Origin of the sequence: Streptomyces sp. NPDC005263, assembly GCF_042872365.1 — a bacterium.
In the GTDB taxonomy this organism is placed as follows: domain Bacteria; phylum Actinomycetota; class Actinomycetes; order Streptomycetales; family Streptomycetaceae; genus Streptomyces.
In genome coordinates, this window is the sequence record NZ_JBIAKJ010000014.1 from 93,234 (window position 1) to 116,359 (window position 23,126).

Annotated in this window: 21 protein-coding genes; 13 read left to right on the top strand and 8 right to left on the bottom strand. The window is 70.7% G+C overall.

The window, feature by feature from the left end; all coding sequences use genetic code 11:
* Window positions 1–104 precede the first annotated feature (104 nt).
* A complete protein-coding gene (locus tag ACFYRY_RS39570) occupies window positions 105–1,499 on the top strand; it encodes a glycoside hydrolase family 43 protein (RefSeq protein WP_389157335.1) in 1,395 nt (464 codons plus the stop codon).
* A gap of 41 nt (window positions 1,500–1,540) precedes the next feature.
* Here ACFYRY_RS39570 and ACFYRY_RS39575 read toward each other — a convergent pair whose 3' ends face one another.
* Both ACFYRY_RS39575 and ppk2 read right to left on the bottom strand, forming a co-directional pair.
* Window positions 1,541–2,599 (bottom strand): YihY/virulence factor BrkB family protein, encoded by a 1,059-nt coding sequence (locus tag ACFYRY_RS39575; RefSeq protein ID WP_389157338.1) that lies wholly within the window; start codon window positions 2,597–2,599, stop codon window positions 1,541–1,543.
* A gap of 86 nt (window positions 2,600–2,685) precedes the next feature.
* Entirely contained in the window at window positions 2,686–3,597 is a 912-nt protein-coding gene (gene ppk2, locus ACFYRY_RS39580; protein ID WP_389157341.1) for a polyphosphate kinase 2, read from the bottom strand.
* A 168-nt stretch (window positions 3,598–3,765) separates the two neighbouring features.
* Between ppk2 and ACFYRY_RS39585 the strand changes: the two genes are divergently transcribed.
* The 7 genes from ACFYRY_RS39585 (at window position 3,766) to ACFYRY_RS39615 (ending at window position 12,026) form a co-directional block, all read left to right on the top strand.
* The gene (locus ACFYRY_RS39585) at window positions 3,766–4,644 is read left to right on the top strand and encodes a hypothetical protein (RefSeq protein WP_389157344.1); all 879 of its coding nucleotides are present in this window, start codon (window positions 3,766–3,768) and stop codon (window positions 4,642–4,644) included.
* 220 nt (window positions 4,645–4,864) lie between these two features.
* Window positions 4,865–5,947, top strand: coding sequence for a LacI family DNA-binding transcriptional regulator (locus ACFYRY_RS39590; RefSeq protein WP_389157346.1), 1,083 nt, complete (start codon window positions 4,865–4,867; stop codon window positions 5,945–5,947).
* Between the two features lie 137 nt (window positions 5,948–6,084).
* Window positions 6,085–7,425 carry an ABC transporter substrate-binding protein gene (locus ACFYRY_RS39595; RefSeq protein ID WP_389157349.1) on the top strand — a complete coding sequence of 447 codons (1,341 nt, stop codon included), beginning with the start codon at window positions 6,085–6,087 and terminating at the stop codon, window positions 7,423–7,425.
* Window positions 7,426–7,439: 14 nt separating this feature from the next.
* Complete coding sequence (locus tag ACFYRY_RS39600) at window positions 7,440–8,393, top strand: carbohydrate ABC transporter permease (protein ID WP_389157352.1); 954 nt, start codon at window positions 7,440–7,442, stop codon at window positions 8,391–8,393.
* Complete coding sequence (locus tag ACFYRY_RS39605; RefSeq protein ID WP_389157355.1) at window positions 8,390–9,223, top strand: carbohydrate ABC transporter permease; 834 nt, start codon at window positions 8,390–8,392, stop codon at window positions 9,221–9,223. Before ACFYRY_RS39600 ends, ACFYRY_RS39605 begins: the two co-directional genes overlap by 4 nt.
* Window positions 9,224–9,265: 42 nt before the next feature.
* Window positions 9,266–11,326, top strand: coding sequence for a beta-galactosidase (locus ACFYRY_RS39610; RefSeq protein WP_389157358.1), 2,061 nt, complete (start codon window positions 9,266–9,268; stop codon window positions 11,324–11,326).
* Between the two features lie 31 nt (window positions 11,327–11,357).
* Window positions 11,358–12,026, top strand: coding sequence for a formylglycine-generating enzyme family protein (locus tag ACFYRY_RS39615; protein ID WP_389157361.1), 669 nt, complete (start codon window positions 11,358–11,360; stop codon window positions 12,024–12,026).
* Window positions 12,027–12,051: 25 nt separating this feature from the next.
* On the opposite strand, the gene ACFYRY_RS39620 is transcribed toward ACFYRY_RS39615, so the two are convergent.
* The gene (locus ACFYRY_RS39620) at window positions 12,052–13,245 is read right to left on the bottom strand and encodes a CaiB/BaiF CoA transferase family protein (protein ID WP_389157364.1); all 1,194 of its coding nucleotides are present in this window, start codon (window positions 13,243–13,245) and stop codon (window positions 12,052–12,054) included.
* A 122-nt stretch (window positions 13,246–13,367) separates the two neighbouring features.
* Here ACFYRY_RS39620 and ACFYRY_RS39625 point away from each other — a divergent pair, with 122 nt between their 5' ends.
* Window positions 13,368–14,291, top strand: coding sequence for an NADP-dependent oxidoreductase (locus tag ACFYRY_RS39625; RefSeq protein ID WP_389157367.1), 924 nt, complete (start codon window positions 13,368–13,370; stop codon window positions 14,289–14,291).
* A gap of 75 nt (window positions 14,292–14,366) precedes the next feature.
* On the opposite strand, the gene ACFYRY_RS39630 is transcribed toward ACFYRY_RS39625, so the two are convergent.
* From ACFYRY_RS39630 to ACFYRY_RS39640, 3 genes are all read right to left on the bottom strand, one after another.
* A complete protein-coding gene (locus tag ACFYRY_RS39630) occupies window positions 14,367–14,825 on the bottom strand; it encodes a MarR family winged helix-turn-helix transcriptional regulator (protein ID WP_389157369.1) in 459 nt (152 codons plus the stop codon).
* A 165-nt stretch (window positions 14,826–14,990) separates the two neighbouring features.
* On the bottom strand, window positions 14,991–15,980 hold the full coding sequence (locus tag ACFYRY_RS39635; RefSeq protein WP_389157371.1) for a helix-turn-helix domain-containing protein: 990 nt from the start codon (window positions 15,978–15,980) through the stop codon (window positions 14,991–14,993).
* 100 nt (window positions 15,981–16,080) lie between these two features.
* Complete coding sequence (locus tag ACFYRY_RS39640) at window positions 16,081–17,055, bottom strand: alpha/beta hydrolase (protein WP_389157373.1); 975 nt, start codon at window positions 17,053–17,055, stop codon at window positions 16,081–16,083.
* Between the two features lie 246 nt (window positions 17,056–17,301).
* Here ACFYRY_RS39640 and ACFYRY_RS39645 point away from each other — a divergent pair, with 246 nt between their 5' ends.
* On the top strand, window positions 17,302–18,270 hold the full coding sequence (locus ACFYRY_RS39645) for a TerC family protein (protein ID WP_389157376.1): 969 nt from the start codon (window positions 17,302–17,304) through the stop codon (window positions 18,268–18,270).
* Window positions 18,271–18,362: 92 nt separating this feature from the next.
* Here the strand turns inward: ACFYRY_RS39645 and ACFYRY_RS39650 are convergent, their stop codons facing one another.
* On the bottom strand, window positions 18,363–18,926 hold the full coding sequence (locus ACFYRY_RS39650; RefSeq protein WP_389157379.1) for an NADPH-dependent FMN reductase: 564 nt from the start codon (window positions 18,924–18,926) through the stop codon (window positions 18,363–18,365).
* Between the two features lie 116 nt (window positions 18,927–19,042).
* Here ACFYRY_RS39650 and ACFYRY_RS39655 point away from each other — a divergent pair, with 116 nt between their 5' ends.
* The 3 genes from ACFYRY_RS39655 to ACFYRY_RS39665 all read left to right on the top strand — a co-directional run bounded on the left by ACFYRY_RS39655 (window position 19,043) and on the right by ACFYRY_RS39665 (window position 22,587).
* Window positions 19,043–19,690: a TetR/AcrR family transcriptional regulator gene (locus tag ACFYRY_RS39655; protein WP_389157382.1), complete on the top strand. Its 648-nt coding sequence runs from the start codon at window positions 19,043–19,045 to the stop codon at window positions 19,688–19,690.
* A 185-nt stretch (window positions 19,691–19,875) separates the two neighbouring features.
* Entirely contained in the window at window positions 19,876–20,910 is a 1,035-nt protein-coding gene (locus tag ACFYRY_RS39660; protein ID WP_389157385.1) for a LacI family DNA-binding transcriptional regulator, read from the top strand.
* Window positions 20,911–21,150: 240 nt separating this feature from the next.
* Window positions 21,151–22,587 carry a benzaldehyde dehydrogenase gene (locus ACFYRY_RS39665; protein WP_389157388.1) on the top strand — a complete coding sequence of 479 codons (1,437 nt, stop codon included), beginning with the start codon at window positions 21,151–21,153 and terminating at the stop codon, window positions 22,585–22,587.
* Window positions 22,588–22,630: 43 nt separating this feature from the next.
* Here ACFYRY_RS39665 and trxA read toward each other — a convergent pair whose 3' ends face one another.
* Window positions 22,631–23,017: a thioredoxin gene (trxA, locus tag ACFYRY_RS39670; protein WP_389157391.1), complete on the bottom strand. Its 387-nt coding sequence runs from the start codon at window positions 23,015–23,017 to the stop codon at window positions 22,631–22,633.
* Between the last annotated feature and the right edge of the window lie 109 nt (window positions 23,018–23,126).

Genomic DNA, 23,126 nt, shown 5'->3' on the forward strand with positions numbered 1-23,126 from the left:
TTTCTGATCGCATTCCCGAACCTTGTTCGGCACATCGAACGCCGCGCGCCCCGAACGTATGAGCCGAACGTTGAGCCGTATGAGTCCGAGAGTGAGAGCCGCCCGTGAGTACCCGACCCCCCACGTCGTCCCCGTCCCGTCGTAGCCTGCTGCGCGCACTGGCCGTCCTGCCGGCTTCGGCGGTGCTGCTCGGCGAGACACCAGGACTGTCCGGCACGGCCCTCGCCGCCGCGCCGCCGAGCGGCTCCGCCACCCGCTACACCATCGTGCCGTTCCTCAACAGCGACGACGGCACCGTGAACGTCTACCAGTCCGACGACGCCACCGACTTCCGGCTCGCCCGGTCCTCCGCGTACAGGCCGCCGAGCAACCGGATCCGCGACGCGAGCGTCCTCAAGCACACCGACGGCTCCTACTACCTCACCTACACGACCCACACCTGGCAGGACCCGAGCACCACGATCGGCTTCGCCCGCAGCTCGGACCGGCTCAACTGGACCTTCCTGTACGACTATCCGGTCCCGATCACCAACCTGTCCCGGGCCTGGGCACCGGAGTGGTTCGTCGACAGTGACGGCAGCGTGAACGTCATCGTGTCCTGCTCGACGGCGAACGACGAGTGGATCTTCACGCCGTATCGGCTGAGGGCAACCAACTCCGCGCTGACCGCCTGGAGTTCACCGGTGGCCCTGTCCGGGATCGGCGCCAACCACATCGACACGTACATCGTGCGGACCGGCTCGACCTATCACGCCTTCACCAAGAACGAGACGGCGAAGTACATCGAGTACGCGACGGCCTCCAGTCTCACCGGCCCGTACACCATCAGACGCACCGGCGACTGGGCGGGCTGGGGCAGTTACCGCGAGGGCCCGGCACTGGTGCAGCTCGACAACGGCGGCTGGCGGATCTTCTTCGACGGCTACGGCGACGGCACCTACTACTACAGCGACAGCTACGACACCTTCGCCACCTGGTCCGCGCCGACCGCGCTGCCCGGCGTCTCCGGAACCGCCCGGCACTTCACGGTGGTCAAGGAGACCGTCTCCGGCGGTCCGAGCCTGGCGAAGAACGTCACCCGTTCCTTCCGGTCGGGCAACTTCCCCACCCGCTACTGGCAGTCCCAGTCCGCCCTGCTCAACCTCCCCGTGGTGACCGGCTCCAGCAGCACCGCCGAGAAACAGGCGGCCACCTTCACCGTCGTCGCCGGCCTCGCGGACACGAACGGCTACTCCTTCCGGGACAGGGCCGGCAACTACCTGCGGCACTGGGACTTCCGGGCCCGTTTCGACGCGAACGACGGCACGTCGACCTTAGCCAGGGACGCCACGTTCATCGCCCGCACGGGCAGCGCGTCGGACTCCGTCCGCTTCGAGTCGTACAACTACCCCGGCCACTACCTGCGCCACTACGACTACCAACTCCGGGTCGACCGCGCGAACGGCACGGACCTCTTCCGGCAGGACAGCTCCTTCGTGCCGGTGACGGCCTGGGCCTGAGCGCCCCCTTGTCGACCTGTCGCCGGCGGGGAGCGCGGTCCTCATGTGAGGCCGCGGCGGTCCTCCTCGTCCCACTTGCGGGTGTCGCGCGGCTGGACGTACGGCTCCTTCTCGGCCGGATGGCCTCCGGCGACGGCGCGCTGGCGCGACAGTTCCGCGTCGAACTCCAGGCCGAGGAGAATCGCCAGGTTGGTGATCCACAGCCACACCAGGAAGATGATCACGCCGGCGAGTGCTCCGTAGGTCTTGTTGTACGAGCCGAAATTGGCCACGTACAGCGCGAACCCCGCGGAGGCGATCATCCAGATCAGCAGCGCGAGGAAGCTGCCCGGAGTGATCCAGCGGAAGCCGCGGACCTTGGCGTTCGGGGCCGCCCAGTACAGGATCGCGATCATGATGGTGACCAGGATCAGCAGCACCGGCCACTTCGCGATCGACCACGCCGTCAGCCCCGCGTCGCCGACCCCGAGGGCGGTGCCCACCTCTTGTGCGAGACCGCCGGTGAACACGACGATCACCGCGCTGATCACGGCCATCACCATCAGGACCGCCGTCACGCCGACGCGCACCGGCAGCACCTTCCACACCGGACGGCCCTCGGGGACGTCGTAGACCGCGTTGGCGCTGCGGATGAACGCGGCGACATAGCCGGACGCCGACCACAGCGCGAGCGCCAGGCCCACGATCGCCATGATCGAGCCCAGTCCGGCGTTGCCCTGCATCTTCTCCACGGCGTTGCGCAGGATGTCCTGCGCGGCGCCCGGGGCGAGCTTCTGGATGTTGTCCAGCACCTGCTGCGTCGCGGACTGTCCGACGACGCCCAGCAGCGACACGAGCGCGAGCAGCGCGGGGAACAGCGCCAGGATTCCGTAGTAGGTCAGGGCTGCCGCCCGGTCGGTCAGCTCGTCCTTCTTGAACTCCTTCAGGGTGCCTCTCAGCACTTCCTTCCAGGAGCGTTTGGGCAGGTCAGTCGGGCTTTTCGGGGCCCGCTGCTCCACCTGCTCGTCCGGCCCCGCGTCCAGGGTCCGCTGAGTTTCGTCCTCGCGGCCGGTGTCGGCGCGTCCGCCGTGCCGTCCATGCCGCCTCAGTGTTCGTACCATTGCGGCCGGGTATCCGGCCTGCCGCCGCTTAGACGTGCATTTCGTACATATCGGATTTTTCTTCCGGGAGGGGTGGAGCTGATCCCCTACACGGGTGCGGGAACGATGTCGTCCTCGCCGGCCTCCAGGAGGGTGGCCGCCGCGCCGACGACGCGCGGGTCGGGACGGCCGACGACCTCGTCGTCCTTGTCCGAGTACTCGAAACGCGCCAGCACGCTTCGCATGGCCTCCACCCGGGCCCGCTTCTTGTCGTTGCTCTTCACCACCGTCCACGGCGCCTGTTCGGTGTCCGTCTCGCGGAACATGGCGACCTTCGCGGCGGTGTAGTCGTCCCAGCGGTCCAGCGAGGCCAGGTCCATGGGGCTGAGCTTCCACTGCCGTACGGGGTCGACCTGGCGGATGGTGAAGCGGGTGCGCTGCTCGCCCTGCGAGACCGAGAACCAGAACTTGATCAGGTCCACTCCGTCGTCGACGAGCATCCGCTCGAAGGCGGGCGCCTGCCGCATGAAGCGCCAGTACTCGTCGTCCGTGCAGAACCCCATCACCCGTTCCACACCGGCCCGGTTGTACCAGGACCGGTCGAACAGCACGATCTCGCCGGCGGTCGGCAGATGCTCGACGTACCGCTGGAAGTACCACTGACCGCGTTCGCGTTCGGTCGGTTTCTCCAGGGCCACCACACGGGCACCGCGGGGATTGAGGTGTTCGGTGAACCGCTTGATGGTGCCGCCCTTGCCGGCCGCGTCGCGCCCTTCGAAGACGATGACGAGACGACGGCCGGTGTCCTTGATCCAGCTCTGCAGCTTCAGCAGTTCGATCTGCTGGAGCCGCTTGTGCAGGTCGTACTCCCCGCGCTCCATGCGCTGGTCGTAGGGGTAGTTCTCCCGCCAGGTGTCGATGGGGGTGCCGTCCGGCCGGATCAGCACCGGGTCGTCGTGGTCGGTGTAGTCGACGCGCAGCCCTGACATCAGTTCGGTCGTCTCGCCCTTGTGCTCCATGCCCCGATGGAAGCAAGCGCGGTCGTACTCCAGGCGAACCCTAGGCAAAGCCCGTGTGCGGGGCGCGTCGGGCGGAGGACGCCTCGAAGAGGGCGCGACGCGGCAACCCGTACGGCTTCGGCGGCGACGTGTGGGTGAAACCCCGCCCCCCACCGAGGGAGTTCACCCATGCGCACCCGCTTAGCGCGCCTGGCCGCCGTCCTCTCCGCCCTGGCCGTGCTGTTGGCCGCACCCGGCATGGCGGCCTCCGCGGCGTCGGCCGCACCGGCGACGTCCGCCGCGCGCGCCGCCGAGGACTGGAACCCGCCCGCCAACCTGGTCCAGCCGCTGAACGAGGTCTGGAACCACGTCCAGTCCACCTACCCGGACCTGTACGGCTTCCGTAACTACGGCTGGGACCAGGTCATGGCCAACAAGGGAAGCGTCAACTACTGCGTCCGCTGGGAGTCCGACGCCCCCGTCTCCGCCGCCCTGCGCGACCGCGTGCACGCCGCGCTGAAGAAACAGTTCGCCAAGTGGATGGCCGCCATGGTCGAAGGCGGCAAGGGACACAACGCGTGGCCATACACCACCGTCCCCGTCAACATCGTCGGCTGGGCGGTGAAGAACCGCTCCACCCTCCAGTGGACCGACAACTCCGTCGACATCTACGCCGGAAACCTCGACGGCGGCGGCGCCCCGCAGTGCTCCCCCGACTGCGGCCGCTTCTTCCACCAGGACGGCAACTACTCCAGGTGCCCGGGCGGCGCGGCCCGCCACTACGACCAGTCGCTGTGGCTGACCAAGGGCTTCCAGGGCGGCGCCGGCGGCGACTGGGGCCAGCGGGTCGGCCAGGAGTACTTCACCGGCGCGCTGAGCCAGGAGAACATCCACATCTATCTGCACGAGGTCGGCCACACCTTCGGCCTCGACGATTTCTACGACTGGACTCCGACCGGCCAGTGCTGCTTCCTCATGAACGCGGGCAGCGCCACCCAGATCACGGAGTTCGACAAGTGGATGTTCCGCGACTTCTGGCGCCACCTCAAGAACCGCTACGGCCTCTGACCGTCCTCACCCGGCCTCTCGCCCACGGATGACCGAGCCCTCTTCGGCCGGTCACCCGTGGGCACGACCATCCGACGGCGCCGTTCGACGACGTCCGACCCATTGACGTGCCTCCGGGCCTCTGGCAACGTCTGACTACGTAGTCATGCAGTTCCGCCCCATCCGTGCGGGCTGTTATGACTACGTAGTCCATGGTTCGGAACTCCCCGAGGAGGGGCACATGGCGACCACCGGAACCGCACGTCGGCGTCGTGGGCCCGGCATGACCGAGGTCGCCCGGGCCGCCGGTGTCTCGCAGAAGACGGTGTCCCGGGTCGTCAACGGCGAACCGTACGTCAGCCCGGAGGTGCGCGACCGCGTGCTGCGGGTGATCCGTGAGCTGGACTACCGCCCGAACAACGCGGCCCGCGCCCTGCTCCTGGGCCGCTACCGGCGGATCGGCGTCGTCTCGCTGGGCACCGCCCTGTACGGCCCCTCCACCCTGCTGATCGCCCTGGAACGGGCGATGCAGCGGGCGGGGTACTCGTTCGCCCTGGCCAGCACCCTGGAGGGCGAACCGGGCGAGGCGGGGACCGCCCCGGACGGAATCGGGAGCAAGATCGCCGCCGCCGTCGAGGCACTCCTTGAGCAGGGCGTGGACGGGATCGTCCTGTCCGAACCGATCGACGACGGCACCCGGCTCCGGCTCAGCGCGGACGTGCCGGTGGTCAGCCTCGGCGAGGGCGTCGAACTCGCCGAGGGAGCCTGCACGGTGGTCCGCGCCGACGGGGTCGCCGCGGCCCGGCTGGCGACCGAGCACCTGCTCTCGCTGGGCCACCGCACGGTCTGGCACATCCCAGGGCCGCAGGACTGGTGGGCCGCCCGCGACCGGCTGCGCGGCTGGCGCGAGGCCCTCGCCGCCGCTGGCGCCCCCGAACCACCGCTGCCGTCCGCGGGCGACTGGAGCCCCGCGTCCGGACACGCCGCCGGACGGCAACTCGCCCCGCTGCGCGACGTCACCGCCGTGTTCGCCGCCAACGACGACATGGCCATCGGCGCCCTGCGCGCCTTCGCCGAGGCCGGACGGTCCGTCCCCGGCGAGGTGAGCGTCGTGGGCTACGACGACATCCCCGCCGCCCCCTATCTGTCACCGCCCCTGACCACCGTCCGGCACGACACGGCCGCACTCGCGGACCAGGCCGTCGACGTGCTGATCGCCCTGATCGAGGGCAGCCCCCGCCCGGCCCACCAGACGGCACACGCCGTCGAGTTGGCCGTACGGGCCTCCAGCGGTCCGGCGCCCGGTCCGACCCCCGTCGACTGATCCCGCCCGTACCACTGCCCCGCGTTCGTGGCCCGGGACGGCCACGCCCGCGCCCCCGAAGCCGCACCACGTCCCGCCCCCCTGTAGCCGCACCACGTGAGGAGTCACGTGTGTACCCGCCCCTGCCCTCTCCCCCCATGCCCCCCACGCCCCTCACCTCCCGCCGTACCCTGCTGCGCGGCGCCCTCGGTCTCGGCGCGGCCAGCGCGCTGACCGCCTGTTCGGGCGAGAGCACCACGGCCCGCACCGCCGGAGACGTGACCCTGTCCCTGTGGACCCACGACCCCGGTTACCAGGCCTTCTTCACCAAGGGCATACCGGCCGCCGACCGGGCCACCGACTTCCGCTACCACCTCGACGTCACCCGTGCCGGAGCCGCCGACCTCGTCACCAAGCTGCTCGCGCAGGCGGTCGCCGGACGCGGCACCCCCGACACCGTCGGCTTCGAGATCGGCAACTTCCCCCGCGTGCTGCGCGGCGACATCGCCCCGCGCCTGCTGCACGACTTCACCGCCGACATCGCCGCCGTCCCCGGCCTGAAGGAGGACCTCCTCCCGGCCCGCACCGCCCCCTACAGCCAGGACGGCAGGGTCTACGCCTTCGACTCCGACACCCCCATGGTCGTCTACTACTACCGCGACGACCTCTTCACCAAGTACGGCATCCCGAAGGACACCCCGACCTGGGAGGAGTTCGCCGCACTCGGCGCCCGCGCGTACCGGGACCACGGCGCCTCCCTGTGTGTCGTCAGCACCGCCGGGAGCGATGTCGGCCAGCTCGTCGGCTCCTTCCAGATGCTGCTCTACCAGCGCGGCGGGGCCTTCTTCGACGCCGACCAGAACCTGGTCCTCGACTCGCCCGAGGCCGAGGAGGTGCTGCGTTTCCTGTGCGACGGGCTGCGCACCGGCTTCGTCGTCGACGTCTCCGACTACTACGGGGCCTCGATGCAGACCGCGCTCAAGCAGGGCAAGGTCATCGGCCTGCCCATGGCCATCTGGTTCAAGAACTACGGGCTGATGCCCAACGTGCCCGAGCAGAAGGGGAGATGGCGGATCAGGGCACTGCCCCGGTTCACCGACGACGGCAGGACGACAGCCGCCCTGGGCGGCACCGGCTTCGGCGTCCTGACGGACAAGGCCAACACCCGCGCCGCCACCGAGTTCCTCCTCGCCACCTGGCTGACCCACGAGGGCCAGGTCCGCCGCTTCACCGAGACCGGCTACCTCCCCACCCGTCGGTCCGTCTACCAGGACCCCCGGCTCAACGCCATACGGGACGGGTTCTGCGGAGGTCAACGTCTCTTCAGCCTCTACCGCACCCTGCTCCCGGACGTGCCCGCCGTCCACCAGAGCCCCGACCAGTCGATCCTCTACGACGTACTCGCCGGCAACCTGCTGCGCGCCTACCACGGCGACCTGACCCCACGTCAGGCACTGAAACAGACCGCGGCCGACTTCCGCGACCAGGCCGGACGGTAGGAGGACAGGCCACCATGACCACAGCCCTCACCGGAAAAGGAGTCGGCCGCCCCGCACGCGGCGCGCGTGAACCGGACGGCACGGCACCCATGGCCCGCCCCAGGCGGACCTTGGCTCCCTACCTCTTCATCTCACCCTTCTACGTCCTCTACGTCCTGTTCATGCTGGTGCCCGTCGGAGTCTCGCTGTGGCTGAGCCTGACCGAGTGGGTCGGTCTCGGCGCCCCGCGCTGGGTCGGCCTGCGCAACTACCGGCTGCTCGCCACCGACATCAGCTTCCACCGGGCCCTCGGCAACACGGCCCTCTTCGTACTGGTCGCCATCTGCGTGATCGTCCCGCTCGCCCTGCTGATCGCCCAGGCACTGCACACCCGCGGGCTGCGCGCCCGCGACCTGTGGCGGACCGCCTACTTCGTGCCGATCGTCGTCTCCCCGATCCTGGTCGCGCTCGTCTTCGGCCTGTTCTTCGACCGGCAGTTCGGTCTGCTGAACTCCGTGCTGCGCGCCCTGTTCGGCAGCGGCGGCGTCGACTGGCTCGGCGACCCCCAGCTGGCCAAGGTGAGCATCGGACTGGTGATGCTGTGGCGCTGGACCGGCTACCTCACCATCTTCTTCCTCGCCGGACTCCAGGCGGTGCCACGGGAGTTGTACGAGGCCGCCGCCCTCGACGGCGCCGGACGGCTGCGCACCTTCAGCACCGTGACCCTGCCGGCCCTGAAGCCGGTGACGGCCTTCGTCGTCGTCACCTCCTTCATCGGCGCGGCCCAGATCTTCGAGGAGCCGTATCTGCTGACCGGCGGCGGACCGGCGGAGTCGACGCTGTCGGTGTCGATGTTCATCTACCGGGCCGCCTTCCAACGCCAGCAGTTCGGCTACGCGGCCGCCGCGGCCGTCGTCCTGTTCGTCCTCGTCTTCGGGCTCAGCCGGCTCTTCAACCGCGTCCTCGGCATCGGGAGGGCAGCCGCGTGAACACCACCGGCACCAGGAGCGGGCGCGTCCTGCTCCACGTCACCCTCAGTCTGCTCCTGCTGGCCTTCCTCGCCCCGCTGCTGTGGGCGCTGAGCGGTTCGTTCAAGCCGCGCGGCGACATCTTCGGTTACCCGCCCGCCCTGTTCCCCGACCCGTTCACCCTCGACAACTACCGCACTCTCCTCGCCGAACAGCCCTTCCTGCGCTGGTTCCTGATGAGCACGGTGGTGGCGGTCGTCGCCACCGTGGTGTCGGTGTTCGTGTGCGCCCTGGCCGGCTACGGCTTCGCCAAGTTCCGCTTCGCGGGCAGGACCCTGCTGTTCAACGTGATGTTCAGCTCGCTGTCCATCCCGTTCGCGGTGGTTCTGGTGCCGCTGTTCGTGATGCTGGTGAAGACCGGCCTCGGCAGTCCCTGGTTCGCGCTGATCGTGCCGTGGGTGGCGCCCGCGTTCGGGATCTTCATGATGCAGCAGTACATCGTGCAGTCGATCCCCGACTCGGTGCTCGAAGCCGCCCGCATCGACGGGGCGGGCGAGTTCGGCATCTTCCGGCGGATCGTGCTGCCCCTGCTGCGGCCCTCGCTCGGGGCGCTGGCCGTGTGGACCTTCCTGCAGAGCTACAACAGCTTCCTGTGGCCGCTGGTGCTGGTCACCGACAGCTCCCAGTACACCCTGCCGCTCGGACTGCAGACCCTGTTCGTGTCGGAGCAGAGGCAGTACGACCTGGTCCTGGCCGGCGCGGTGCTGGCGGTCCTGCCCGCCGTCGTCCTCTTCGTGGTCCTGCGCAAGCAGCTCCTGGAAGGCCTGTCCACCGGAGCCGTCAAGGGCTGACCGACCGCACCGACGACCCCTCAACCACCGTATGGGAGAGACATGTTCGAGCTTCCGCGCCGGGTTCTGTTCGGCGCCGCCTACTACCACGAGTACCAGCCCCACGAGCGGTTGAAGGACGATCTCGACCTGATGGCCGAGGCCCGCTTCACGGTGATCCGGGTCGGCGAGTCCGTGTGGTCGACCTGGGAACCGGACAACGGCCGCTACGACCTCGACTGGCTGCAGCCGGTCCTGGACGGCGCGCACGAGCGGGGCATCTCGGTGATCCTCGGGACCCCGACCTACGCCGTACCGCCGTGGCTGGCCAGGCAGTACCCGGAGATCGCGGGGGAGCGGCGCACGGGTGAGCGGATCGGCTGGGGCGGCCGTCAGGAGGTCGACCTCACGCACCCGGCGTTCCGCTTCCACGCCGAGCGGATCATCCGCAGGATCGTCGCCCGGTACGCCGACCACCCCGCCGTGATCGGCTACCAGGTCGACAACGAACCCGGCCTGCACCTCCTGCACAACCACGGCGTGTTCCAGCGCTTCGTCGACGAACTCCGGGCGCGCTACGGGGACGTGGAGACCCTGAACCGCGAGTGGGGCCTGGTCTACTGGTCGCACCGCCTGTCCACCTGGGCCGACCTGTGGACCCCGGACGGCAACGCCCAGCCGCAGTACGACCTGGCCTGGCGGCGCTTCCAGGCGAAGCTCGTCACCGAGTTCATCGCCTGGCAGGCCGACATCGTGCGCGAGTACGCCCGCCCCGGCCAGTTCGTCACCACCTGCATCTCCTACGACCGTCCGGCCGTCGAGGACGACAAGCTGACCGAACGGCTCGACGTCACCGCGGGCAACCCCTACTACACGATGCAGGACGCCCTGGAGCTGCCGGACAAGGGTGGCGCGGGCCAGGACTGGACCACCAACGGGACCTGGGCGCTGTACCGCAGCGCCGACCGCATGTACGCCTCCCGCCAGGAACCCTTCCTGGTCACGGAGACCAACGCCCAGGCCATCAGCTACCCCTGGAACAACCGCCCGGCCTACGACGGCCAGTGGCGGCAGGCCGCCTGGGCGCTCGTCTCCCGGGGCGCCTCGATGATCGAGTACTGGCACTGGCACACCCTGCACTTCGGTACCGAGACCTACTGGGGCGGAATCCTGCCCCACAACGGCCGTCCCGGCCGCGTCTACCGCGAACTCGCCTCACTGGGAGCCGAGTTGGAGAAGGCGGGCGACTTGGTGGCGGCGCTCACCCCGGACGCCGACGTGGCCTTCCTGTACGACGGTCCCAGCAAGTGGGCGCTGCAGGCGCAGCCACCGCTGGCCACCGCCGACGGGGGGCCGGACGGGCGGTCGTACGAGCAGATCTTCGACGCCTTCTACCGGGGCGCCTTCGACGCCGGTCTCCAGGCCCGGGTCCTGCACCCCGGCCGGCTCGCCGACGCCGAGCTGCCCCCGGTGCTGGTCGTCCCGGCGTTCTACGCGGCCGACGACGACACCCTCGACCGGCTCCGGGCGTACGCCGAGGCGGGCGGCCACCTGGTCCTCGGCCCGCGTACCGCCTACGGCGACACCGAGGCACGGGCGCGCACGGACGTCCAACCCGCACGGCTGGCCGAGGCCGCCGGAGTGACGTACGACGAGTTCAGCAACCTGACCGAGGCGCTCCCGGTCACCGGGACGGCCACGCTGCCCCTGCCGCCGGGGGCTCGGGCCCTGCACTGGGCCGACGGTCTGCGACCGCGGGGCGCCGAGGTGTTGGCGGCCTACCAGCACCCGCACTTCGGCCGCTGGCCCGCCGCCACCACACAACGCCACGGCAGCGGACGGATCACCTACGTCGGTACCGTCCCCGACGCCGACTTCGCCCGCGCCCTGTTCGCGTGGTCGGCCCCCGACGACCCGTGGCGACCGTCCCACCCGAGCGTCACCTCGGCCTCGGCCACCGCACGCGACGGCCGCCGCGTGCGCTTCCTGCACAACTGGTCGTGGGAGCCGGCCTCGGTACCCGTACCGGAAGCCGTACGGGATGTGCTGTCGGACACGCGGTACGCGCGAGAGGTCCCGCTCGGCCCCTGGGACGTCAAGGTACTCACCGACGAACTCCCCTAGGACATCCGTGACTTGGTGAGATCATCCGGGCATGGACCATCAGATGATCACTGTTCCGGCCGGCCAGGTCACGCTGTCCGACCGGCGCACCGAGCGACGCTGGGACGTGCGGCTCGACTCCTTCCGGCTGGCGGCACACCCGGTCACCCAGGAGCAGTACGCCCGGGTGACCGGCGCTCGCCCGAGCACCGCGCGGGGAGACCGGCTGCCCGTCGAGAACGTCTCCTGGCAGGACGCGATCCGGTTCTGCAACGCCCTGTCCGAGCGCGCCGGACTGCCGCCGGCCTACCGTCTCTCGGCCGACGGGGAGAACGCCGAGTGGGACCCGGACGCCGACGGATACCGGCTGCCGACCGAGGCGGAGTGGGAGCACGCCTGCCGCGCCGACACGACCGGACCGCGCTACGGGCCCCTCGACGAGATCGCCTGGTACCGCGGCAACGCGGACGAACGCATCCATGAGGTCGGCGGCAAACAGCCCAACCCCTGGGGCCTGTACGACATGCTCGGCGACGTCTGGGAGTGGTGCTGGGACCTCTACGACCCCGAGGTGTACGGCAGTTACCGGGTGCTGCGAGGCGGCGGCTGGTTCGACGAACACTGGAGCTGCCGGGCCTCGGTACGCCGCCGCAGCCACCCGACGTTCCGGGTGGACGACGTGGGATTCCGCCTCGCGCGTTCCGCGCCGGGCAGGTCCTGACCCATCGCGCCGACACGGGAGTCGTTCAGATCACCGCGTCGGCGCGCAGCGCCTCGATGGCGTCGTGGCCGTGGCCGAGCTCCGTGAGGATCGTCTCGGTGTGCTCACCGACAGCCGGTACGGAGTCCATACGCGCCGGCAGCCCCGCCAGGTCGGCCGGTGGCAGCAGCGCCCGCACCCGTTCCCCGCCGGGCACGCCCACCTCGCGCCAGCGTTCGCGACCGGCCAGCACCGGGTGGTCGAGGAACGCGGCCACGTCGTTGACACCGGCGCACGCGATGCCGATGCCCTCCAGCTCTTCGAGGATCCGATCGGCGTCGAAGCGGCCGACCCGCTCGGCGACGATCGTGTTGAGCTCCTCGCGATGGGCGACCCGGTCGGAACCGGTGGCGAAGCGCGGGTCCTCGGCCAGCTCGGGCCGATCCAGGAAGCGGGCGCACAGAGCGATCCACTCCCGCTCGTTCTGGATGGAGAACAGCACGTCCTTGCCGTCGGCGGCGGTGAAGGCGCCGTAGGGCGCGATGGTGGCGTGCTGGGTGCCCAGGCGCGGCGGCTGGGTGCCGCCGTACAGGGTGTAGTAGGCGGGCTGGCTCATCCACTCCGCCAGCGCCTCGAACAGGGACACCTCGACCGGGTGTGCCGTGCCGGTGGTGGCGCGTGTGTACAGGGCCGTGAGGACGCCGCTGTAGGCGTACATCCCGGCGGCGATGTCGGCGACGGAGATGCCCGTCCGGGCGGTCTCCTCGGCGGTCCCGGTGAGGGACACCAGGCCGGTCTGGCACTGCACCAGCAGGTCGTACGCCTTGCGGTCGGCCCAGGGGCCCCGAGTGCCGTATCCGGAGATCGTGCACGGGATCAGCCGGGGGTGACGCTCGCCCAGCGCGCCGACGCCGAGGCCGAGACGGTCGGCCGCTCCCGGAGCCAGGTTCTGTACGAACACGTCGGCGCCGTCCAGGAGTTGGTGCAGGATCTCGCGGCCCCGGGGGTCTTTCAGGTCCAGGGTGAGGGACTCCTTGGACCGGTTGAGCCAGACGAAATAGCTGGAGTGTCCGTGCACGGTCGTGTCGTAGCGGCGGGCGAAGTCGCCGTCACCGGGCCGCTCCACCTTGATCACCCGGGCGCCGAGATCGGCGAGCTGGCGGGTGGCGAAGGGGGCGGCGACGGCCTGCTCCAGGCTGACCACCGTGATCCCGGACAGGGGACGCTGCGGGAGGCTCATGGGGCCCATTTGTACGGGCGCGCCGAAGACGCTGTCAACGGTATCCACCACCGCTGACCTGTGCTTTTCCCGGCCCCCGAGGGGGTGAGCGCAGGCGCGGGCCGTGTGATTTCATGGTGACCATGAAGGCCATCGCACTGCAGAAATACGGTCAGGACCTGGAACTGGTGGACCACCCGGAGCCCAAGGTGGCCCCTGGTGAGGTGCTCATCCGAGTGAAGGCGGCCGGAGTGAATCCGGTGGACTGGAAGTTGGGGGAGGGGTACCTCGACCCCATCATGGAGGTGCGCTTCCCGATGATTCCCGGCTGGGACGTGGCCGGAGTCGTCGAACAGGTCGGCCTGGACGTCGAGGCGTTCGCGCCCGGCGACGAGGTGTACGGCTACATCCGCAAGGACTGGGTGCAGCAGGGCTCCTACGCCGAACTGGCCGCCGCACACGTCCGGATGCTCGCCCGCAAGCCGTCCTCCCTCAGCTGGGAGGAGGCCGCGGGGCTCCCGCTGGCGGGGCTCACCGCCTACCAGTCGATCAAGCGGGTCGGGGTCGGCGCCGGTGACACCGTCCTGGTCCACGCCGCGGCCGGCGGGGTCGGCATGTGCGCCGTCCAGATCGCCGCCGCCCTCGGTGCCCGGGTCATCGGCACCGCGAGCGAACGCAACCACGACTTCGTGCGCTCGCTGGGCGCGGAGCCCGTGACCTACGGCGACGGACTCGCCGACCGGATCCGCGCGGTGGCCCCGGACGGGGTGGACGTGGCCCTCGACTTCGTCGGCGGGGACGCGGTGGAGGTCTCACGGCAGGTCCTGAAGAGCCCCGAGCGCCTCGCCTCGGTCGTCGACGCGGCCGCGGCCGAGACCGGCGGCCACTACGTGTGGGTACAGCCCGACTCGGTCGGCCTGACGGCGCTCGCGGAACTGGCCGACCAGGGCCGGCTCTCCGTGACCGTCGCGCGGACACTGCCGCTCGCCGAGGCAGCGGAGGCCTGGCGCCTCAGCCGCGAGGGCCACACGCGCGGCAAGTTGGTGCTGACCGTCGGCGAACGCTGACGGCCGTCCGGCAGGTGCGGTCGGTGCACGCCGCGGGTCGGCGTGCACCGCGGGCCGGTGCCTTGCGCTTCGGCCTCAGGCCGGTGCGCCGAGCGTCTCCACGGCCCGGACCAGCGGGGCCAGTTCGGGGGTCCGCGCGGCCTCATCCAGGGCTTCGCGCAGGGCGGCCTCGTTCGTGGGGCGCGCCTCTTCGAGCAGCGTCAGGCCCGCCTCGGTGACGTTGGTGTAGATGCCGCGGCGGTCGGTGGGGCACAGGTAGCGGGAGAGCAGTCCGCGGTCCTCCAGCCGGGTCACCAGGCGGGTCGTCGCGCTCTGGCTCAGTACCACCGCGTCGGCGACCTGCTTCATCTGCAGGTGGCCGCCCTCCCCGTCGTGCTGGCGGCTGAGCACGTCGAGCAGCGAGTACTCGCGCACACTCAGGTCGTGCTTCGCCTGCAGAGCCCGCTCGATGTGGACCTCGATCCTGCCGTGCAGCAGCGAAAGCGCACACCAACCCTGTGCGAGGGCGGTGAGCGCGGGGTCTGTCGCGGTCATGGGGCCTGCTCCTCCGTCCCGAGGCGACTGACGTCACTGACGTCCAGGATATGGCATGGACGAAAATTCCGGCGGGTGCGGTTATTGCGCGCCTGCAAGCAGAATGCCGCTGTGCATCGTCGCGTGAGTTCCGGCGACTGCTCCCGGTGACCGCTCGGCAGTGGGCTACGGTCGCGCCAAGTGCCGCATGGTCAGGGCCAGATGGAGTCGAAGGCGACCCTGGGGTGTGCGCACCGGCCAGCCGAGCAGGTGCTCGGCGTGGGTCAGGCGGTCCTGGAGCGTGGAGTGGTGGACGTTGGCCTCGGCGGCGGCCGCGCGCAGGCTCGCCGTCGAGGCGACCGCGTGCAGGGTGGGCAGCAGCCAGGGCGTGACCGCGGCGGCCGCGTCCAGGTCGTGGACGTCCGGCGGCGGCTCGGCGCCCGGTGCGACCAGGTCGGCCAGCAGCGCGATCCCGCCGAGTTCGTCGGCGTACACCACGCGTTGGCCGGGGTCCTGGGCGGTGCCGTCGGCGGTGAAGCGCAGGGCGGTACGCGCCGCGGCCCAGGAGTGCGGCAGGTCGAGGACCGGGACGGCGGGGCCGACCCCGAGGCGTCCCGCGGACGGCGCGGTGTCCGGGTGCGCGGCGACGACCCGCGGCCTGCCGTCGTGGGGTGCCAGCGCGCGTGCCGGTGCCGCGGGGTCCAGACCGAGCCCGCGGGCCGCGTGCAGGCGGGCCTGGTCGGGAGCCGTGGCGTCCAGGACCGTCTCGACGAGCGCGGGGTCGTCGGCGGGGGCCCGGCCCCGGGTGCGGTCGAGGACGAGACGTACGGCGCCCGCGGCCCGCTCCAGGATCACCGCGTCGACGACGCTGGGCCCGGCCTCCGCCCGCTCCAGCCACAGGGCGGGCGGTCCGCCCGGGGCCAGCGCGGCGGACGGCCACGCGGGGTCGGGCGGGCCGTCCGCGTCCCGGCGGGTGCCGTCGGCCTCGACCCGGACCTGCACCCGCCGCTCGGCGTCGACCAGTCGGGCGGGCACTCCGGCCAGCACCGCGGCCCCGCGCACCAGTGCCTCCAGACCGGCCCGGGACTCGGCCAGTCGGTCGAAGTAGGCGATGACCTGGACGGCGGCACCAGCGTCCGGGTCCAGCGCGGTCAGGCGCCCGGCCAGCTCTTTCATACGCCCATGGTGCGGCATGCGGTCACGTTCCGTGGAGCCTTGCGGTGGGATTCCGCCGGGTGGGCCCGGAACGCGCGGTGGGGGCGGGCCTGGGGCAGCCTCAGTCGGCCAGCAGCCTCCGCAGCCAGGTCAGCTGGGCGGCGCGGGCCGTCTGGGAGACGGCGGCCTGAGGGGCGAAGCCGTCGAAGCCGTGGAAGCCGCCGGGCCACACATGCAGCTCGGCCACCCCGCCGGCCTGCCAGATGCGGGAGGCGTAGGCGACGACCTCGTCCCGGAAGGTCTCCGCGGACCCGACGTCGAGGAAGGCCGGAGGAAGGCCTGACAGATCCTCCGCGCGGGCCGGGGCCGCGTACGCGGGGACGTCGGGACCGCCGCGCAGCTCACCCAGCAGGGCCGACCAGCCGGTCTCGTTCGCCGTCCGGTCCCAGACGCCGAGGCCCGCCATCTGGTGGGAGGACGGAGTGTCGTTGCGGTCGTCCAACATGGGGCACAACAGCAGCTGACCGATCGGCCGCGGCCCCTTGCGGTCCCGGGTGAGCAGGGCCAGCGCCGCGCTCAGGCCACCGCCCGCGCTGGCGCCCGCGATGACGATCCGCTCCGGGTCGCCCCCTATCTCGAGGGCGTGTTCCGCCGTCCACACCAGGCCGGCGTAGACGTCCTCGACGGGCGCCGGATGCGGATGCTCGGGCGCCAGCCGGTACTCCACGGACACCACGACCGCGCCCAGCTCCCTGGCCCAGGTCAGCGGACCGTCGACCCCCACCCGGTTGTTGCCGAGGATCATGCCGCCGCCGTGCACGTGGTACAGGACGGGCAGCGGGGACCCGATCGCCCGGTCGGCGGGGCGGCAGATCAGCAGCGAGATCTCCGGAGCGTTCTCGGGGCCGGGCACCGTACGGTCCTCGACCTCGAAGAACCCGTCCATGGTCAGGTCCAGATCGGCCAGCATCTCGATGCCCGGGCCCTGACGCACGGTGTCGATCTCGTCCGGGGTCAGACCGGGTGACACGACGTCCTTGATCAGGTCGAGGGCGGCGGCCAGTTCGGGGTCGAACGGGGGTGGGACGTGACTCATGGCGTCTCCTCATGCGGAACACGGCGGCTCGTGGCGCCATGATCCGCACATCGACGCCTTCGAGGGGCGCCGCCGTCCGGCGGAAGCTGCCCGCCGTCTGGCGGGTGGCACCCGCGACTTCCGGCCAGACCTCGTCCGGACCTGCTGCTTTTTACCAGCAGATGGCCTGTTCTTCACCTGCTGTGAGTGGAACGCCTCGGAGGCGCTGACAACGCTGTCGATGCCCCCCACGCATCAGGAGTAACAGTGGACGTCTCTCTCACCGTCTGGCTGCTGACCGTCGCGGCCCTGTGCGCCCTTGTGGCGGCGGATTTCTTCATCGGCCGAAAACCCCATGACGTCTCCCTCAAAGAGGCGGGCATCTGGACGGTCGTCTGGGTCGTCCTCGCCTGCCTGTTCGGCGTCGGGCTCTTCCTCTACGCCGGCGCGAAGCCCACCGGCGAGTTCTTCGCGGGGTACATCACCGAGAAGTCGCTCAGCGTCGACAACCTCTTCGTGTTCGTCCTGATCATGGGGAAGTTCGCGGTGCCGTCCCAGTACCAGCAGCGGGTACTCATGGTCGGCGTGGTCATGGCCCTGGTGCTGCGCGCGGGCTTCATCGCGGCCGGAGCGGCGATCATCTCCACGTTCTCCTGGGTGTTCTACCTCTTCGGCGCCTTCCTGATCTGGACCGCCTGGAAGCTGGTCCAGGACGCCCGCAAGGAGGGCCATGAGGAGGAGTACCAGGAGAACAAGCTGCTGAAAGCGGTGGAGAAGCGCTTCGGCGTGGCCGACCGGTATCACGGCACCAGGCTGTGGATCGAGGAGAACGGCAAGCGGGTCATGACCCCGATGCTGGTCGTGATGCTCGCGATCGGCTCCACCGACGTCCTGTTCGCCCTCGACTCCATCCCCGCCATCTACGGGCTGACCCAGGACCCGTACATCGTGTTCACCGCCAACGCGTTCGCCCTGATGGGGCTCAGGCAGCTGTACTTCCTCATCGGCGGCCTGCTGCGGAAGCTGGTGCACCTCAGCTACGGGCTGTCGATCATCCTCGGGTTCATCGGCGTCAAGCTGGTCCTGCACGCGCTGCACGAGTCCGGGGTCCACGTCCCAGAGATCAGCATCCCGGTCTCCCTGGGCTTCATCGTGCTCGTCCTGGCGGTCACCACCCTCACCAGCCTGTGGGCGTCGAGGAAGCAGGAAGCCGCGGAGGTCGAGCGCCCGGCCTGACGGACGACGCGAAGGGGGCCGGAGTTCGTGGACGTCGCGGACCTGCCGCGGGTCGTGAACTCCGGCCCCCTCCCGGGGCCTCAGGGCGTGGATCAGGCGGCAGCGGCGTCGTCCGCGTGGCCGTGCAGACGGGCGACCACCTCGGTCAGCTGCGCGGCGACCTCGGCGTCGTCGGCCGGGTGGGTCTCGGCGAAGCGGGTCACGGAGCCGGGGATCGAGAGCTTGATGTCCTCGATCACCTTGGCGCCGGCGATGCCCGCGGACTTGCGGGTCTCGTCCTGCGCCCAGACACCGCCGAACTGGCCGAACGCGGTGCCGACCACGGCGGTCGGCTTGCCGCCGAAGCCGCTGGCGCCGTACGGACGGGACAGCCAGTCGATGGCGTTCTTCAGAACGGCCGGGATGGTGCCGTTGTACTCGGGCGAGAAGAGCAGGAAGGCGTCGGCGGCCTGAGCGGCCTCACGCAGCTTGGCGGCGGGGGCCGGCACGCTGCCCTCGACGTCGATGTCCTCGTTGTAGAAGGGGATGTCGGCCAGGCCCTCGAACAGCACCACGTCAGCGCCCTCCGGAGCGAGCTTGACGGCCGCCTCGGCGAGCTGACGGTTGTGTGAACCGGCGCGAAGGCTGCCGACGAGTGCAAGGATGCGAACAGACATGCGAAAACTCCAAGGCTAAGCGGTGCCGTCTAAGATCCGGACCGAGGTCCGCTTACGTTGTAGCATCCTAAACGGACCGAGGTCCAGTTTTCTTCCGGATGCTTTACGCTGAGTTCATGTCCGCCTTTCCGCCCCTGCCCGCCGAACCGTCGCAGTCGACTGTCACGCCCGAGGTGCTCCAGCTCGGCGGCGCCGAGGAGCATCCCTGTCTGCGTGCCGACGCCGCCCGCAACCGGGCCAGGCTGCTGGAGGCCGCGGCGCGACTGGTGGCGGAGAACGGGCCGGCCGGAGTGACGATGGAGGCGGTGGCAGTCGCGGCGAACGTCGGCAAGGGCACTGTCTTCCGCCGCTTCGGTGACCGCACGGGCCTGTTGACGGCGCTGCTCGACCATTCCGAGAAGAAGTTCCAGGCCGCCTTCCTCGGCGGCCCGGCCCCACTCGGTCCGGGCGCGCCGCCCGTGGACAGGCTGCGGGCCTTCGGGCGGGCCATGCTGCGTCGCTCGGTCGAAGAACTGGACCTCCAGCTGGCGGCCGAACCATGCCCGGACCGTCGTTTCTCCGTGCCGGCCCGCGTGGTGCAGCGCGGCCATGTCGCCATGCTGCTGCGGCAGGCGGCGCCGGACGCGGACAGCGACCTTCTCTCCCACACGCTCATGGGGTACCTGAGTCCCGTCCTGATCCACCATCTGACCCGGCAGTGCGGGATGCCGCTGGAGCGGCTGGAGAGCGGATGGGACGATCTGGTCGACCAGCTGACGGGTTGACGGGTCATGGGCTGACGGGCTGACAGGTTACGGGCCATCAGCTGAGGAACTGCTGAGCGGCTGGTGAGAGGCGCGCGGGCGAGGGTGAGTCCGCCTGTGCGGGCATATGCCCCCCGAACCGATTCGGTCGCGAAGTTCCCCCACTCGAAAGCCCGGTCACAGGTTCTGCAAAGATGCCGTACGTCATGGTGCAGATACCGAAAACACCCGTGCCCGCGCCGCCCTTACCGCGCGCTGTACCCACGAGCGCCGATGTGGCCCGCCTGGCCGGAGTCTCGCGTGCGACCGTCTCCTACGTCCTCAACAACACCAGTGCCGTCCGGATCAGCGAACCCACCCGCCGTCGCGTCCACGAGGCCGCGAAGGAACTCGGGTACGTGCCGCACGCCGCGGCCCGCAGCCTGCGCGCCGGACACAGCCGCATGGTGCTGATGCCCACGCCGACCTTCCCGGTGGGCCCGCTCTACGCCCGGTTCCTCAGTGAGCTCCAGTGGGAGCTGGGGCGCCTCGACTACACGGTCGTGCAGTACGGAGCGGTCGGACTCCAGGGCGACGACGCCGCCCGCGCCTGGGCCGAACTCCGGCCGGTCGCCGTGCTGTTGCCCGGCTCCGACCTCGGCCCGAAGGGCGTGACGGTGCTCAAACGCTCCGGCGCCCGGGCCGTGATCACGTTGGGGCCCGACTCCGTCGAGGGGGCCCACGCCCTGCTCATGGACCACGAGGCCGTCGGCCACTGCGCCGGCACGCATCTCTACGCCCGGGGCAGGCGCCGTATCGGAGTCGTCGTACCCCAGGAGACGGGGCTGGGGTCGTTCTCCGCGCCCCGCCTCCAAGGCGTCCGGGACGCCCTGAGCGGTACGGATGCCACGGTCACCGAACTGCCCCTCGCCTACGAGGAGTCGTCCGCCGCCCGGCTCGCCGCCCGCTGGCCCGACCTCGGCCTCGACGCGGTGTTCGCCTACAACGACGAGTACGCGATGCTGCTGATGCGCGCCCTGCACGACGAGGGGGTCCGGATCCCCGAGGACGCGGCGTTGATCGGGGCCGACGACCTCATGCTCGGACGGCTGCTGCGGCCACGGCTGAGCACGGTCCACATCGAACTTCCGTCGGGCCGCGACCTGGCCGAACTGGTCGACCGCGCGGTACGCGATCCGGACGCCGCACCCGAGGCCCGCAAGGTGCTCGGGGCATCGACGGTGCAACGCGACTCCAGCTGACACCGACGGGGCCCGCGTCGGGTCCGTCCAGGTCCGTCGAGAGGCGTCGGGTCCGTCAGGTGCTCGCCGGGGAGGGACACAGTTCCGCCACGCGTGATCGGAGCTGTGTCGCGTGTGGACGTGGCGAGACCTGCCGCGACCGTACGACACGACTAGGATGTTGCATGCTCAACCACATGGGGCCCGACGCGTGACCGCCGTCGCCCCGTGCGTCCGCCGGTGACCGAACGGAGAGCCGTCATGCCCTTGCTCGAACCCAAGACCTGGCAGTCCCGCGCCTTGTCGGGACCCGAACACACCGTCACCGAGCCCGCCACCGGAGACTCTCTCGGCACCGTCACCCTCGCCACCGCGGAGGATGTCGCGGCGGCCGCCGGGACGGCCCGCGGTGCCCAGACGGAGTGGTCGCGCCTCCCGCACTTCGTCCGGGCCGGGGTGCTGCGCAAGGCCGGCGACCTGTTCACCGCGCACGCCGACGAACTGCGCGAGTGGCTGGTGCGCGAATCCGGGTCCATCCCCGGCAAGGCCGACTTCGAACTGCACGTCGCCGCCCAGGAGTGCTACGAGGCCGCCGCGCTCGCCTCCCGCCCGGCCGGACAGGTCCTGCCCAGCGAGGCGGCCCGGCTGTCCTACACCCGCAGGGTCCCGGCCGGTGTGGTGGGCGTGATCGCCCCCTTCAACGCCCCGCTGATCCTCTCCATCCGCTCCGTCGCCCCGGCGCTGGCCCTCGGCAACGCGGTCGTCCTGAAGCCGGACCCGCGCACCGCGGTCTGCGGGGGACTGTCCCTCGCCGCGATCTTCGCCGAGGCCGGTCTGCCCGAGGGCCTGCTGCACGTACTGCCGGGCGGCCCCGACGCAGGCCAGGCGCTGGTCGCCGATCCCCGCATCCCCGTCATCTCGTTCACCGGATCGACCGCGGCCGGCCGTGCGGTCGGCGAGGCGGCGGGCCGCCACCTCAAGCGCGCCCATCTGGAACTGGGCGGCAACTCCGCCCTGATCGTGCTGGAGGACGCGGACCTGGACGCGGTGATCTCCACGGCGGCCTGGGGTTCCTTCTTCCACCAGGGCCAGATCTGCATGACGACCGGCCGTCACCTGGTGCACGAGTCGCTCTACGGCGAATACGTCGAGCGGCTGGTCGCCCGGGCCGACTCGCTGGCCGTCGGAGACCCGCACCGTGAGCAGGTCCACCTCGGTCCGATCATCGACGACGGCCAGCTCGCCAAGGTGCGCGGTCTGGTGGAGGCGAGCACGGCCGACGGCGCCAGGCTGGCCGCGGGCGGCACCCACGACCGGCGCTTCTACCGGCCGACGGTCCTCGCCGACGTCGACGACCGGACCCCCGCCTACGCGGAGGAGGTCTTCGGCCCGGTGGCGCCCGTCAGGTCGTTCCGCACGCCCGACGAGGCGGCCACGCTGGCGGCGGCCGGTCCCTACGGCCTCTCGCTCGGCATCGTCACCCGGGACGCGGCCCGCGGCCTCGACCTCGCCGAACGGATCCCGACCGGCATCGTCCACATCAACGACCAGACCGTGAACGACGAGGCCGTCGCCCCCTTCGGTGGCATCGCCGCGTCCGGCACCGGCGCCCGCTTCGGCGGCGAGGCCAACCTGGAGGCCTTCACGGAGACGCGCTGGACGACCGTACGCGGGGATGTGGCGACGTACCCGTTCTGAGCGAGCAGTCGGACTCGGCCCAGGAGCGGGTACCGGCGTCGCCCTACGCGCCGTTCTGCTCGGCCTGGGCCTGCTGCTCGGCGACGGACTTGCGGACCTCGTCCATGTCCAGATTGCGGGCCTGCCCGATGACGTCCGTCAGGGCGGCCTCGGGCAGGGCGCCCGGCTGCGCGAACACCGCGACCTGGTCACGGACGATCATCAATGTGGGGATCGACTGGATACCGAAGGCCGCGGCCAGCTCCGGCTGCGCCTCGGTGTCCACCTTCCCGAACACCAGGTCGGGGTTCCCCTCGGCCGCCTTCTCGTAGACGGGCGCGAACTGTCGGCACGGACCACACCATTCCGCCCAGAAGTCGATCAGAACGAACTCGTTGTCCGTGACCGTCTGGTCGAAGTTCTCCTTGGTGAGCTCAACGGTGCTGCTCATGGCGTGATCCCTCTTCCTGATGTCGGGGCGAAGCCGTCGGCACAACACGGCAGCCCTGGTCGCTATTCCGCGCACGTACCCATGTGGCCCCCGCGCACACCACCCACCA

Bases quoted from the DNA above. Each gene is read 5' to 3' on its own strand.
- ACFYRY_RS39590 (WP_389157346.1), top strand. From the start codon at position 4,865: ATGGCGACCACCGGAACCGCACGTCGGCGTCGTGGGCCCGGCATGACC.
- ACFYRY_RS39575 (WP_389157338.1), bottom strand. From the start codon at position 2,599: ATGGTACGAACACTGAGGCGGCATGGACGGCACGGCGGACGCGCCGAC.
- ACFYRY_RS39630 (WP_389157369.1), bottom strand. From the start codon at position 14,825: ATGACCGCGACAGACCCCGCGCTCACCGCCCTCGCACAGGGTTGGTGT.
- ACFYRY_RS39665 (WP_389157388.1), top strand. From the start codon at position 21,151: ATGCCCTTGCTCGAACCCAAGACCTGGCAGTCCCGCGCCTTGTCGGGA.
- ACFYRY_RS39620 (WP_389157364.1), bottom strand. From the start codon at position 13,245: ATGAGCCTCCCGCAGCGTCCCCTGTCCGGGATCACGGTGGTCAGCCTG.
- ACFYRY_RS39650 (WP_389157379.1), bottom strand. From the start codon at position 18,926: ATGTCTGTTCGCATCCTTGCACTCGTCGGCAGCCTTCGCGCCGGTTCA.
- ACFYRY_RS39655 (WP_389157382.1), top strand. From the start codon at position 19,043: ATGTCCGCCTTTCCGCCCCTGCCCGCCGAACCGTCGCAGTCGACTGTC.
- ACFYRY_RS39635 (WP_389157371.1), bottom strand. From the start codon at position 15,980: ATGAAAGAGCTGGCCGGGCGCCTGACCGCGCTGGACCCGGACGCTGGT.
- ACFYRY_RS39625 (WP_389157367.1), top strand. From the start codon at position 13,368: ATGAAGGCCATCGCACTGCAGAAATACGGTCAGGACCTGGAACTGGTG.
- ppk2 (WP_389157341.1), bottom strand. From the start codon at position 3,597: ATGGAGCACAAGGGCGAGACGACCGAACTGATGTCAGGGCTGCGCGTC.
- ACFYRY_RS39585 (WP_389157344.1), top strand. From the start codon at position 3,766: ATGCGCACCCGCTTAGCGCGCCTGGCCGCCGTCCTCTCCGCCCTGGCC.
- trxA (WP_389157391.1), bottom strand. From the start codon at position 23,017: ATGAGCAGCACCGTTGAGCTCACCAAGGAGAACTTCGACCAGACGGTC.
- ACFYRY_RS39600 (WP_389157352.1), top strand. From the start codon at position 7,440: ATGACCACAGCCCTCACCGGAAAAGGAGTCGGCCGCCCCGCACGCGGC.
- ACFYRY_RS39610 (WP_389157358.1), top strand. From the start codon at position 9,266: ATGTTCGAGCTTCCGCGCCGGGTTCTGTTCGGCGCCGCCTACTACCAC.
- ACFYRY_RS39615 (WP_389157361.1), top strand. From the start codon at position 11,358: ATGGACCATCAGATGATCACTGTTCCGGCCGGCCAGGTCACGCTGTCC.
- ACFYRY_RS39660 (WP_389157385.1), top strand. From the start codon at position 19,876: ATGGTGCAGATACCGAAAACACCCGTGCCCGCGCCGCCCTTACCGCGC.
- ACFYRY_RS39595 (WP_389157349.1), top strand. From the start codon at position 6,085: ATGCCCCCCACGCCCCTCACCTCCCGCCGTACCCTGCTGCGCGGCGCC.
- ACFYRY_RS39640 (WP_389157373.1), bottom strand. From the start codon at position 17,055: ATGAGTCACGTCCCACCCCCGTTCGACCCCGAACTGGCCGCCGCCCTC.